The sequence below is a fragment of the Streptomyces sp. DSM 116793 genome (assembly GCF_057320905.1).
This window is the reverse complement of record NZ_CM170494.1, coordinates 6,659,199-6,672,556: the sequence shown is the minus strand read 5'-3', so window position 1 is coordinate 6,672,556 and position 13,358 is coordinate 6,659,199. Positions and strand designations below refer to the sequence as shown.

Genomic DNA, 13,358 nt, shown 5'->3' with positions numbered 1-13,358 from the left:
GCCCTTACGACCGGCCTTCATCAGGTGCGCACCTATCGGGGCCAGCCCGACGCGACCAGGCAGCCCGGCTCCTACGGGGCCTCGCGGCGGCAGCACGCCCAGTGGGAGAGCGACCCACTCGTCAAGCTCGTCACCCGGCCCCTGCGCTACCCATCCGCATGGCCCAAGGAGCGAGCCCAGGAAAAGGGCATCGACGTCCAGCTCACCCTGGACTTTGCCGTCATGACCACCCGCAGCGAATACCGCGTTGGGATCATGGTGTCGGCCGACACCGATCTGAAACCCGCACTCGAGTATGTGGCCGAGCTGACGGCTTCCCGAGGCAGGCCGCGAGCCGAAGTGGCAGCCTGGTCCATCAGCGGCCAGCACTGTCGGCGGCTCGCCATCAGCGGCAGAAACCTCTACTGCCACTGGATAGGCGAAGACGTCTACAGGAAGGTCCAAGACAAAACCGACTACACCCGCAGCATCTGAGAAACTGAAGGCCCCTCCCGGACACCGCCAACGCTCCTACGCTCCGGTGTCCGGTCAAGTCCTTGAGAGCAAGCACTGAGCCTTTTCAGGGCGGCCACCGATTGGGTGATCTTGGCTCGGTGAACCGGTGGTCCGCAACGCACGAGGCTCCCGTGCCGTTGAGGGAGGTGTTCGAAGTCTCAACCCATCGGCGCAGGAGCCTCGTTGGTTTCCTATCCTGCCGCACTCGACCTGCCTCATGCCCTGGTCGAGCAGGTCACGATGCTCATCGTCACCCGTGAAGGTGACCGGCGGTGCAAGCTCCCGCCGCACCAACGCGCGCTCGTCGCGCTGGTGTACCTGCGCATGCACGACACCCTGGCCCGGATCGCATCCGGGTTCGGGATATCGGTCGGTACTGCCCATGCCTACGTAACGGCCGTCACCGGTCTGCTCGCCGATCGCACCGCTGGCCTGCTGAAGACTATGCGCGAGCGCGATCCGGACTTCGTCCTGCTGGACGGCACCCTCACCGAATGCGACCGCGTCGGCGACAGTCGCGCTGACTACTCGGCCAAGCACCGCCGCCACGGCGTGAACGTCCAGGTCGTCACCGATCCGGCTGGCCAGGTGCTGTGGATCTCGCCCGCGCTGCCGGGCCGCACCCACGACCTGACCGCGGCCCGAACCCACAAGATCATCCGGATCTGCGAGCGGCAGGGCGTTCCGGTCCTTGCCGACCGCGCCCACCAGGGCGCCGGCACGTGGGTCACCACCGGCCTGAGACGTCCACCAGGCGGAGACCTCACACCCACCCAGCGAACCGTCAACCGAGCCCTCGCCCAGGCACGAGCCCCCGTCGAACGCGGCATGGCACGGCTGAAGTCCTGGCGGATCTTCCGCAGGTCACGCATCAGCCCCAACCGCATGACCGTCATCGCCAAGGCCGTCCTCACCCTGGAGAGGCAACGCTGAAAAGGCTCACTGTTCCGGCCGGCGTGGTGGACCATCCATGGACTGGGTCCCGATCAGCCAATCGCAAAATCTGCTCTGACCTGCAATGTTTCGTAGGCCAGGAGCGGCCTCTGGAGCCGTGTACCAGGTTCGAATCCTGCCGGGGCAGATCACATCCCTTTTCGCAGGTCAGGGCTACTAAAAGAGCGTTTTGTCCCGGGAGGGGTGTTTGGTAAGGGCATCAGGCGTCGCGCCAGTTCGGGGTGGTTTCCCGGGTGAGGCGGCGGCTTATCAGGTCGACCATCGCCAGTTTGATCACGGCGTCGGAGCGGTGTGGGTGGGTTTCGTAGTCGCGGGCGAGACGTCGGTGGTGCATGAGCCAACCGGATGTCCGCTCGACGACCCAGCGCCGTGGGAGGATCTTGAAGCCCTTCTGGCCGGGGTCGCGCTGGACGACTTCGACGTCGATGCCGAGGCGGGCGCCGTGGTCGATGGCCTTGGTGCGGTAGCCGGTGTCGGCCCACGCCTTCGTGACACGGGGATGCGCTGTCGCGATCTGCGAGAGGACCTGGATGCCGCCGACGTTGTCGGAGACGCTGGCGGCGGTGACGAGGACGGCCAGGGGGAGGCCGAGGGTGTCGACGCCGATGTGTCGCTTGCGGCCTGCGATCTTCTTGCCTGCGTGGATGCCCTGGTCGGCGGCCGGGACGTTGGCAGAGGTTTGACGCTCTGGGCGTCCAGCACGCATGCGCTCGGCTCTTCGTCTCGGCCCTCTGCCTTGCGGACCAGGCGCCTGAGCACTCCGTTGAGATGGTCGAACACGCCGTCCTTCTGCCAGGCGGCGGAGCAGCCGTAGACGGTCTCCCAGGGGGCGAAGTCGTGCGGTAGGTATCGCCAGGGGATGCCTGTGCGGTCGAGGTAGAGGATGGCTTCCATGATCCGGCGCAGGTCGCGCTCGGGCGGCCGGCCGATGTCCAGGCCCTTTCCTCTCCGCTCGGCTCGCCAGGTCGACAGGATGGGCTCCATCAGCTTCCACCGGGCATCGGACAGGTCACTCGTGTACGGCCGCTGTCGGGACATGTTCCGGTAGTACCGGCGGCCGCCGTGCTTCCACAGGGCGCAAACAGGGGTGAGCGGGGGCGCCTTGGGATCAGACAGGAGCGAAAGGACCGAAACGGGCCTGCGCCTGCCGTCACCAGCCCCTAACGGCACGACAGTGACCCGGAAATCTCAACCGCCCCAGGCAGGTCAGCCACCCAGAGAGCCACCAAACACCTCTTCCGGGACAAAACACTCTTTTAGAATTGACGGCTCGATCCAAGGGTTATCGGGCTCCCGACCCCGGCCCCACACCCGTTACGATCTCAGCTGGGAAATTGCTGCCGAGCAGCCGTAATCAGGACAGATCGACAAGGGCGAAGCGGGGATGGCGCATGCGGGACGGCCGGTGGGAAACGGTCACCGAATCCGAGTTCCAGCACGAGCGCCGGGGGCTGGAGGTCATCCGGGAGAAGCTCCCCGACAACGATCCATGGCGTGCCTGGTCGAACTTCACCTTCACCGCGCACAGCGGCCACGTCAGGGAGGTGGACCTGCTCGTCGTCGCTCCCGGCGGGGTCTATCTGATCGAGCTGAAGGACTGGCACGGCTCGGTCGAGTCCCGTAACGGCACCTGGCTGCAGACCCAGCCCAGCGGCCGGCAGATCACGCACGGCAACCCGCTCCATCTGGCGAGCAAGAAGGCCAAGGAGCTGGCGCAGCTTCTGGCGCAGGAGGGCGAGCGGGTGTGGGTGTCGGAGGCCGTCTGCTTCACCGACTCCTCGCTGAGGAACCGGCTGCCTGCCCATGACCAGCACGGCCTGTACACCGTGCACCAGCTCGTCCAGACGCTCCAGGCGCCGCCCCGCGACGAGCATCGCCGCATCGACCGGACGCGGTCGCGTCGGATCCAGTCAGCCCTGGAGCGGGTGGGCATCGCCCGCAGCGACGCCGAGTACAAGGTCGGCCCCTATCTGCTGCACCGGAAGTCGTTCGACTCGGGCCCGACCTGGGCGGACTATCTGGCCCGGCACAGCGAGCTGCCGGAGGCCGCACGGATCCGTGTCTATCTGCGGGAGCGCGGCTCCGACGCCGATGTGCGGGCCTCGGTCGAGCGGGCGGCGCGGCGTGAGGCCGCGGTGCTGCGGCGTTTCCGGCACCCCGGTGTGGTTCAGCTGAAGCAGTACGACCCGTCCGGGCACTCGGCGGGCCCCGCGCTGATCTTCGACTTCGATCCACGGACGCTGCGCCTTGACGAGTACCTGGCGCAATACGGCGAGAAGCTGGACATCCTGAGCCGGATGGCGATGGTTCGGCAGCTCGCCGAAACCGTGCGTTCGGCGCACAGCCGCCGGATCTACCACCGCACCCTGGCGGCCCGCGCCATTCACGTGATGCCCCGCCCCCGAGGGCGGGCGGCGGGTGCGGACGGGAACGGCGAGGAGGCCGCTTGGCTGAGCCCGTATCTTCAGATCTCGGACTGGCAGGTCGCGGTCCAGCGCGGTCCGGAGTCCGGCATGCCGAGCGGCGGTGAGCGGTTCGCGCCGACCACGCTCTCACACGCGGGCGCCCACCTAGCGGAGGGTGCGGACCCGTATCTCGCCCCCGAACTGACCGCGCTGAAGGCCGACCCCGTGGCGCTGGACATCTACGGCCTCGGTGTCCTCACCTATCTGCTGGCCACTGGAAAGGCCCCGGCTGCCAGCCAGGCCGAGCTGCTGGCCCGTTACGAGGCGGGTGAGGGACTGCGACCGAGCGCCGTGGTGGACGGCTTGTCGGAGTACATCGACGAGCTGGTGCAGGCGGCCACGGCCTACCACGTCGACGACCGACTGGACTCGGTGGACGACTTCCTGGAGATGCTGGAGGTCGTCGAGTCGGTCCTGACCGAACCCGTCCCCGCGGAGCCCGTGCGGCCGGCCGAGCCGGAGAAGGACCCGCTGGAAGCGGTCGCGGGCGATGTGCTGGCCGGCCGCTGGCAGGTCAGGCGACGCCTGGGTACGGGATCGACCAGCCGCGCGTTCCTCGTACGGGACCTGACGGCAGGCCCTGACGTGCGCTTCTCGAAGACTCTCGCGGTGCTGAAGGTCGCCAACTCGGACAGCAAGGGGGAGATGCTCGCCCGCGAGGCCGAGATCATGGGACGGCTGCGCCCCGATTCGCGAATCATCCGTCTCGTCGAGCCGGAGCCGCAGCGCATCGGCGGCCGCACCGTCCTCGTCATGGAGTACGTCGGAGACGAACGCGAGGCCGATGGCGAACCGGCCGCGCCCGGTGAGCGCAGGAGCAGGCGGCGCGAGGAGACCGTCGCCCGCCAGCTCCGGGAGTTCGGCCGTCTGTCCGTGGACCAGCTCGAGGCGTACGGCGACTACCTGTTCGGCGCGGTGGACTTCCTGGAGGGCGAGGGCGTGTGGCACCGCGACATCAAGCCGGACAACATCGCGATCCGCATCCGCCCGAACCGCACCCGTGAGCTGGTCCTCATCGACTTCTCGCTGGCGGCCTATCCGGTGCAGGAGACCGGGGCCGGGACGGACGGCTATCTGGATCCGTTCATCGGCACGCTCACCGATCGCTCGGTCTACGACGGACACGCCGAGCGGTACGCCCTCGCCGTCACCCTGCACGAGATGGCCTCCCGGGAACTCCCGGTCTGGGGCGACGGGAGGGTCTCGCCGCGCCAGACGGACCCGAAGAAGGAGCCGTACCCGAAGATCGCAGCCGATGCCTTCGACCCGGCGGTGCGCGACGGCCTCGTCGCATTCTTCCGCAAGGCCCTGCACCGGGACGCGGCTCAGCGCTATGCCGACCTCAAGCCGATGCGGGACGCCTGGAAAAAGATCTTCCTGGACATGGACGAGGCGAAGCCGTCGTCGCGCCGCTCCCGTCAGCCCACCGCCGCGCCGGGCGGTACGGGCGGCACGGGCGGCACTGGGGAGGCGCCGGCCGAGGCCCGGGAAGCCCCGATCCCGGACGCCGAGGAAGAGAGCGCCGAGAAGCAGCGCGACCGGCAGGCGGCCGAGGCCGACCGCGAGACCCCCATCTCGGCATCGGGCCTCAGCCTGGCCGCCCAGTCCTTCGTCTACGGCCTGCACGTCAATGACGTCGGTGGTCTGCTCGACTACAGCCGCCATCAGCTCGTCAACGCGCCCGGCCTGGGCGCCAAGACCCGCAAGGAAGTCCTCCGCCGCATCAAGGAGTGGCGGCAGCGCCTCGCCGAACAGCCCGCCGCCCCGCTCACCCCCGAGGGGCGCAAGGAGGCGAAGGAGGAGCTGTCGGTCGCGGAGGCCGCGCTCGCCACCGCGATCGCGGAGAACGGCAATGCGGAGGGGCTGCCGGAACGTGCTCTGCGTAGGGTCACCCTCGATACGCTCGCGACCATCTTCGTACCGGAGCTGAAGAAGGACGGCGCGAACCGCAACGAATGCGAGATGGTGCGGCTGCTGCTCCGGCTCCCCGATGAGCGGGGCACCCTGCCCGACATCGGCGTCTGGCCCAAGCAGAAGGACGTGGCGAGCGCGCTCGGACTGTCGGCGGGCCGCATCCCGCAGATGCTGAAGACGCAGCGGACCCGGTGGAAGAAGCACCCGGCGGTGCGGGTGCTGCGCGCCGAGATCCTGGCTCTGTTGCGGGACCTGGGCCGGGTCGCCTCCGCGGCGGAGATCGCCGACGCCCTGGCGGTGCGGCGCGGCACCCAGCTCCCGGAGCGCGAACAGCGCCGGGCGCTGGCTCTGGCCGCCGTACGCGCGGTGGTCGAGGTCGAGCAACTCGTCCCGGACGAGGCCGAGTTCCAGCACGCGCCGAACCGTGACGCGGCCGACGAAGGCATGGGGGCGGGGCTGCTGGCCCTGGAGGTCGGCCCCGACGACGCGCCCGAGACCCCGTCCGGGCCCGGTCTGCTCCACTACGCCCAGCGGCTGGGCAAGGTCGCCGACCGGCTGGCAAAGCTCGACACCCTGCCGACCGCGGCCACAGTGCTGGCGGAACTGGGCGCCATCGCTCCTCCGAGTACGGCCGTGGAGTGGGACGAGCGGCGCCTTGTCGAGATCGCCGCAGCGGCCTCACGCCAGGCCGCCGCCACGCCACGCCTGGAGATCTACCCCCGTAATCTGCCACTCGTACGGGCGCTGCGCCTCACCCAGGCCGGTCTGGTGCCACGCATCCCGGGCATGCCGGACAAACGGCAGCCGGGGCTGACGCCCAAGGACATCCACGAGCGGGTACGGGCACGCTTCCCCGAGCTGCTGAACGAGCGACGCGGTCACGCACTGCCGACGGACGGGCCGCTGACCCGGGCGCTGCGGGAGGCCGGGTTCGACCTGGAGCTGAAGACCCGCGAGGGCCACGGGACGCTGCGCTACATCCCGCGTCAGCGGGACGGCCAGTCCACGTACCTGTCGTCGGACGCCGCCCGCCAGGCGACGGGCATCCTCACCGCTCACCGCTACTCCGACGACCCGCAGCTCGCGGGCGCGGCGTTGGCCGAGGAGCGGCTGCTCGCCTCGGCCCGGCGAGACGGCTTCCGGGTGCTGACGGTACGGACGGGGCTGGCGAGCCAGGCGGTGCGCGAGCTTACGGCGGACCGGTTCGGAGCGGAAGCGGTATCGGTGACCGAACTGTTCCTGCGGGCCCTGCACGAGCAGGTCGACCAGCGGCCGAAGCCCACGTGGGAGACCATCCTACGAGCGGACGCGGCGGAGCCGGGTTCGAAGGCGGCGCTGCGATTCGGTGAGTACGTGCGCACGAGTTGGGGTGCGGTGGAGCCCCGGCTGCGGGAGCTGGTGTCGGGGGCACGGGAGGCGGGGGCACGGGGCTCGTCAGGATCACCTGTGCTGCTGACGGACGCGGGAGCGTTCGCGCGGTACGACGCCATGGCAGTCCTGGAACGGCTCGCCGACGCGGCGCGGGACGGAGGGCGCGGGCTGTGGCTGCTGTGCCCGCAGAACGACCCGGCGCGACCGCCGAGGCTGGGCGCGGTCGCTGTGCCGTACCAGTCGGGGCTGGGAGAATGGGTTGAGTTGCCCGAGTCGTGGGTGGCCAACGCCCACCGGGCCGAGGCGTCGGCGCATGCGGGTCTGCCCGCGGACGGCTGACGGCGGGGTGCGAGCCGCCGAGGCGATGGGCACATTGGGGACAACGGGGAACACGGGAGATGTGACGACGTGATTGACGCTCCAGCGCTGCGGACCGACCTGATCAAGCAGGTCAAGGCGATCGAGGTGGATCTCACCAAGCAGGTCAAGGATGGGGAGTCGGTCCTCAAACCGCTGCGGCAGGAGTTCGAGAAGGCGAGCAAGGCGGATCCGGCGACTCCGAGGTGGAGTGCTTGGCTGGATGCGCGTTTGGCTTCGGCTGAGGGTGAGTTGTCGGCGGACCGCGTGGAGCGGATCAGGGCGGCGGACTCGGTCGCGGGCCGGCTGCGGGCGGAGTACGACGAGGCCCGGAAGCTGGGGCGTACGGCGGCGACGTGGAACGCCTGGCTGGACGAGCGGGTCACGCAGGTCGCGGTGGCGTGGGTGCTGGGCACGGTGTTCGTACGGTTCTGCGAGGACAACCGGCTGATCGCGGAGCCGTACCTGACGGGGCCGGATGCGGAGCGTCGGGACCTGGCGGAGGCTCGGTACGCGCAGTACGTGGAGGAGGACCCGGACCCGACGTACCGGGGCTGGCTGGAGCGGGCCTTCGAGGAGCTGGGCGCGGGGCAGGCCGGGAAGCTGCTGTTCGACAAGCGGCGCAATCCGCTGTACCAGATTCCGCTGTCGCATGACGCGGCTCGGGCGCTGGTGGAGTTCTGGCGCGAGCGGGGCGAGGGGGAGGACGCCGACCGACTGGTCCACGACTTCACCGACCCGCTGGATGAGGACGACCCCACGAAGGGGTGGGACACCCGGTTCCTGGGCGACCTGTACCAGTGGCTTTCGGAGTCGGCCCGGAAGACGTATGCGCTGCTGCAGACACCGGAGTTCGTGGAGGAGTTCATCCTCGACCGGACGATGGACCCGGTGGTGCGGGAACTGGGCGGCAAGTTCGGCGAGCTGAAGATGATCGACCCGACGTGCGGGTCGGGCCACTTTGTGCTGGGGGCGTTTCGGCGGATGGTTCGGCTGTTCGCGGAGCGGGAGCCGGGGCGGGATGTGCATGAGCGGGTGCGGGATGCGCTGAACGCGGTGCACGGGGTTGACATCAATCCGTTCGCGGTGGCTATTGCGCGGTTCCGGTTGTTGATGGCCGGGATGGCCGCTGGGAACGTGCGGACGCTGGCAGATGCCAACAGATACGACTGGCCGATTCACTTGGCGGTGGGCGATTCCCTCATCCAGGGACGCCAGCTTGAGATCGGCGTTCGCGGCACTAGTGGACAGGGTGAACTTGAGTTCGTAACTGACCAAAAGGATGAGCTGGCAGAATTCTCTTATGCAACCGAGGACATACACGAGGAGGCATACAAGAATATCCTCACACGCGACCAGTACGACGTAGTGGTAGGAAACCCGCCATACATCACGGTCAAGGACAAGAAGTTGAACATCTTGTACCGTGACCTTTATTTGTCTTGCGCAGGCAAATATGCACTATCTGTCCCCTTTGTAGAGCGGTTCTTTCAGCTCGCGAAGTCCGGATCGCCTCACGGGCACGGATATGGAATGGTGGGCCAGATCACTGCGAGTTCCTTCACAAAGCGAGAGTTCGGAACCAAGCTAATTGAGGAATATTTTGCGCACAAAGTTGAGCTGACGGAAGTTATTGACACATCAGGAGCTCACATTCCAGGCCACGGCACACCTACAGTAATCCTTGTGGGCCGACGCCGCCCTGGAAGTGTCCGCACAGACACCATTCGAACCGTACGCGGAATTCAAGGTGAACCGACAGCACCGGAGTTGGGCAAGAAGGGCCTGGTCTGGCAGGCAATCACTCAGCAGATCGACCATCCGGGGTCAAAAAGCCAGTGGGTCTCTGTAGATGACTTGCCCCGCGATCAGTATTTTCGCAAACATCCCTGGATGCTCACTGACGGCGCCGTCGAACTCAACAAAAAAATCGAGGAAACTGGGCGAATCAAACTGAGGAGTGTTCTGGCTCGAGACATCGGTTTCGCCAGCTTCCCCGGGCAAGACGACGCGTTCATCAGCACCCCGGAGGCCCTTCGGCGACAGCGCATCACGGGTGGCCTTGCCAGGAAGCTCATCGTTGGAGAGGTAGTCAGAGATTGGGAATGCCATTGCACGGAAAGCGCTATTGCACCCTACGATGACGACCTTAACCCATTGCCTTACGATGCTGGCGCCCCCTGGGCGCGCCTGCTGTGGAAGACACGGAGCCACCTCCGTTCCACTACTGACTTTGATGGCCAGACTCAGCATGACCTCGGTAAGGCATGGTGGGGTTGGTATCGCTGGGTAGCTGAACGTTACCGCACTCCACTGTCGATCACATTTGCTTTTGTCGCGACACACAACCACTTTGTGCTTGATCGAGGCGGGAAGGTATTCAACCGTTCTGCTCCTGTGATCAAACTAGAGAAAGGGGCAGGCGAAGAGGAGCATCTACGACTGCTCGGACTACTCAATAGCTCGACTGCCTGCTTCTGGCTCAAACAAGCAAGCCACAATATGGGCAGCACCGTTGACACAAAGGGGGCGCGCCAAAGCACCTTCCCCTTCGAAGATTTCTTCCAGTTCAACAGCACCCCAATGGGAGAATTTCCCCTACCCGGAGAATTTCCCACCGAGCTTGCAGCGAAACTCGATATGCTTGCCAGGGATCTTGCTGACACCAGTCCCTCCGCGCTAACCGACCCAGACTCACGCACCCCCAGCGCTCCACATTTCAGCGAATGCCGGAATAAGTGGTACTCCACCCGGGCCAAGATGATCGCAATGCAGGAGGAACTCGACTGGCAGGTCTACTCCCTCTATCGCCTACACTCCGAAGACCTTCGCGCGCCCGAAGTGGAAGTCCCCCGACTCGCCCTCGGCGAGCGTGCTTTCGAGATCGTGCTCGCCCGTCGCGTTGAGAAGGGCGAGGCATCAGACGAGTGGTTCAAGCGCCACAACTCCACACCCATCACCGAGCTACCCGACCACTGGTCCGACGCCTACAAGGCCGTCGTCCAGAAGCGCATCGACGTCATCGAAACCTCTCGCGCCATCGGCATGCTGGAGCGCCCCGAGTACAAGCGCCGCTGGGCCACCGAGGGCTGGGATGTTCTCCAGAAGCGCGCGCTCAAGTCCTGGCTCCTCGACCGGATGGAGAACCGTGAGCTGTGGTTCCAAGATGGACAGCCGACCATCCTCACCCGCGACCAGCTCACCTCCGCGCTGTCCCTCGATGAGGACTTCGTGTCTGTCGCGGAGCTGTACGCCCCGCGCACAGAACTGGCGACCATCGTCACCGATCTCCTCGCCGAGGAGCACGTGCCGTTCCTCCCCGCGCTCCGCTACAAGCCCAGCGGCCTGAAGAAGCGCGAAGACTGGGAGCACGTCTGGGACCTCCAGCGCAAGGAGGACGCCGCTCCGGACGAGCCCGCGAAGCGGAAAATCCGAGACACGATCCCTGTACCGCCGAAGTACACCTCAGCAGACTTCCTCAAGCCGTCCTACTGGCGTGCCCGAGGCAAGCTGGACGTGCCGAAGGAGCGGTTCATCTCGTATGCGACCGGGGCGATCTCCGGAACACCGATGCTGTTCGGCTGGGCGGGCTGGGACCACCGGGAGCAGGCGCAGGCGCTCGCCACGTACTTCACCAATCACGACGGGCTGTCTTCCGAGGAGATGACGCCGCTGCTCGCGGGCCTGCTCGAACTTCAGCCCTGGCTCGAACAGTGGCACAACGACTTCGACCCGCTCTACGGCAGCTCTCCCGCAGCTTTCTTCGCGGGCTACCGCACCACCCAGCAGGGTGAACACGGCCTCACCGATGACGACCTGCGGGCCTGGCGGCCTGCCCCGGCTGCTCGTGGCCGGCGCTCAACCAAGGGCTGAGCAGCTATCCCGATGTGTCCTCCTCCCCGCCTTTGCGCGGGGAGGGGCCACCCGGCCCTCGTACGGTCAACGGCGCGGCGGCGCCGACCCGCAGTTCGAACCCGTCGTCCATCTCAAGCACGACAGTGCAACTGCTGCCCGACGCAGAACGCTCAGTGCCCACGCTTCGAACCGTTCGCCAGGCGCCGCACACTCGTACACACTGACCTTCACGGACCGCTACCGCAGCGATCTGGGTACCGTCGCGGCCAGTAGCGAGGTCTGGGGCCTGCAGCTCTGCCCAGACCGTTTTCCCGATCCCGCATGCCCGTTGCTCGAACCCCCAGCGTTGAGCCAGCGCCTCCACGAGCAGCAGCCCGCGCCCGCCCGTCTCGTCCTCGCCTGGCGCCCGTACCTCGGGTTTCCCTTCGCCTGCGTCACTGACCTCCAGGCGCAGCATGCTCTCTTCCTGCAGCCACGCGATCCGCACTCCGACCAGCCGGTCACGCGGCACACGTACTCGCATCGCGTTGGTCACCAGCTCTGAGAGGACCAGCTCAGCAGTCTCCGCTGCCTGTCCGATGCCCCAGGAACCGAGTACTGAATGCAGTAACGCACGCGCCCTGGGGACGCTGCGCCGCCGACGAGGCAGCCGGAACTTCACTTCGTGAGCGGTGGAGTGCTCTGCCATGACGCCCCCTGGGGGTCGGTAGCTCTCAATCAAGTCCCTGTGGACTGATGGCGGTTCGAACCGTCCTGAGCAGATTGCTCTCGCTGCAGAGGTTCGCGCAACGTTGCATGAATAATCGCTTCTCGATTCACTCGTTCGTGCTACTTGGAGAGCCCTCAAGCCCTGAGCACTGATAGGTAGTGACGTATGCCAACCGTCAAACCCTCCACCGTGCTGGGGCGCCAACTCGGTGACGAACTCCGCCGGTTCCGCGAGAACGCGGGCCTCTCCACCGCCGATGCAGCAGAAGTCCTCGACTGCACCAAGGGGAAGATCAGCCGCATCGAGAACGGTCACGTTCCCGTCCGCACGCCGGATCTGAACGCCCTCATTCACGCATACGGCGTCGAAGACAGCGAGGCACGCGAGCGCCTCGCTGCACTGGCGCGCAGGGCAAATCGTCGGCGACGCGACGGCTGGTGGCGTCAGTACGAGTCCGTACTCGGTGACGCCTACCGCGACCAGATCGAGATGGAGGCCATCTGCGACAGCATCCGAACGTACGAAGTGCAACTCGTCCCCGGACTCCTACAGACAGCGGAGTACGGGCGGGCAGTAACGGTGGCCTCGCGCTCCTGGCAGACACCCGAGGAGATCGAACAGTTCGTCCAGGTGCGGCTCACCAGGCAAGAACGACTGATCGGCGAAACCCCCATGGACTTCTGGGCCGTACTGTCCGAAGGGGTCCTGCGGCAGCAGGTTGGCGGCCCGGCCCTGATGCGAGCACAACTGGAGCACATGGCCGCCATGGCGGAACAGCCCAACATCACTGTGCAGGTATTGCCGTTCTCACGCGGTGCGCACTCAAGTATGTTCGGGCCGTACCTTCTTCTCAGCTTTCCGCAGTTGGCATCGCTCGACCTTGTGTTGTCAGAAACGCCGACCGGCAACATCTGGATGGAGCGGGAACTCGAAGTCGCTCGCTATCGCGAACTCTTCGACGACGCACGCACCGCAGCGCTGCCACCGACGGAATCGCTCGCTCTGATCCGTTGTGTTGCCAAGGAGTACCAGTCATGAGCAATGAAACCGACATATCGCTGGACCTCATGGAGGCGGCCTGGCGTACGAGTGGCTACAGCGGCGGCCAGGGCAACTGCGTCAAGGTAGCCGACAACCTCTCCCGCAGTGTCTTGCTCCGCGACAGCAAGCACTCAGCCGGTCCTGTCATACGCGTCAGTCGGGCGGCCTGGGCCACATTCATCACGCACCTGCGTTGA

Annotated in this window: 7 protein-coding genes and 1 pseudogene; 6 read left to right on the top strand and 2 right to left on the bottom strand. The window is 66.5% G+C overall.

The features are described from left to right. The first annotated feature begins 24 nt into the window (after positions 1-24). Positions 25-474 carry a PIN domain-containing protein gene (locus ACSMXW_RS26225; protein ID WP_485799865.1) on the top strand — a complete coding sequence of 150 codons (450 nt, stop codon included), beginning with the start codon at positions 25-27 and terminating at the stop codon, positions 472-474. Positions 475-678: 204 nt separating this feature from the next. Then, complete coding sequence (locus ACSMXW_RS26220; RefSeq protein ID WP_485799864.1) at positions 679-1,428, top strand: transposase; 750 nt, start codon at positions 679-681, stop codon at positions 1,426-1,428. 220 nt (positions 1,429-1,648) lie between these two features. On the opposite strand, the pseudogene ACSMXW_RS26215 reads toward ACSMXW_RS26220, so the two are convergent. After that, positions 1,649-2,487: pseudogene (locus ACSMXW_RS26215) on the bottom strand (IS5 family transposase). A gap of 353 nt (positions 2,488-2,840) precedes the next feature. Between ACSMXW_RS26215 and pglW the strand changes: the two are divergent. Together pglW and pglX are read left to right on the top strand one after the other, a co-directional pair. Further along, positions 2,841-7,538, top strand: coding sequence for a BREX system serine/threonine kinase PglW (gene pglW, locus ACSMXW_RS26210; protein ID WP_485799863.1), 4,698 nt, complete (start codon positions 2,841-2,843; stop codon positions 7,536-7,538). 69 nt (positions 7,539-7,607) lie between these two features. Continuing rightward, entirely contained in the window at positions 7,608-11,429 is a 3,822-nt protein-coding gene (gene pglX / locus ACSMXW_RS26205; RefSeq protein WP_485799862.1) for a BREX-2 system adenine-specific DNA-methyltransferase PglX, read from the top strand. 4 nt (positions 11,430-11,433) lie between these two features. Here pglX and ACSMXW_RS26200 read toward each other — a convergent pair whose 3' ends face one another. Beyond that, entirely contained in the window at positions 11,434-12,099 is a 666-nt protein-coding gene (locus ACSMXW_RS26200) for an ATP-binding protein (protein WP_485799860.1), read from the bottom strand. 186 nt (positions 12,100-12,285) lie between these two features. Here ACSMXW_RS26200 and ACSMXW_RS26195 point away from each other — a divergent pair, with 186 nt between their 5' ends. Together ACSMXW_RS26195 and ACSMXW_RS26190 are read left to right on the top strand one after the other, a co-directional pair. Then, positions 12,286-13,158, top strand: coding sequence for a helix-turn-helix domain-containing protein (locus tag ACSMXW_RS26195; RefSeq protein ID WP_485799858.1), 873 nt, complete (start codon positions 12,286-12,288; stop codon positions 13,156-13,158). After that, entirely contained in the window at positions 13,155-13,358 is a 204-nt protein-coding gene (locus ACSMXW_RS26190; RefSeq protein WP_485799856.1) for a DUF397 domain-containing protein, read from the top strand. Before ACSMXW_RS26195 ends, ACSMXW_RS26190 begins: the two co-directional genes overlap by 4 nt.

What these genes read in the sequence shown, in the direction of transcription:
- pglW (WP_485799863.1), top strand. Translation starts at nt 2,841, where the DNA reads ATGCGGGACGGCCGGTGGGAAACGGTCACCGAATCCGAGTTCCAGCAC.
- ACSMXW_RS26200 (WP_485799860.1), bottom strand. Translation starts at nt 12,099, where the DNA reads ATGGCAGAGCACTCCACCGCTCACGAAGTGAAGTTCCGGCTGCCTCGT.
- ACSMXW_RS26195 (WP_485799858.1), top strand. Translation starts at nt 12,286, where the DNA reads ATGCCAACCGTCAAACCCTCCACCGTGCTGGGGCGCCAACTCGGTGAC.
- ACSMXW_RS26190 (WP_485799856.1), top strand. Translation starts at nt 13,155, where the DNA reads ATGAGCAATGAAACCGACATATCGCTGGACCTCATGGAGGCGGCCTGG.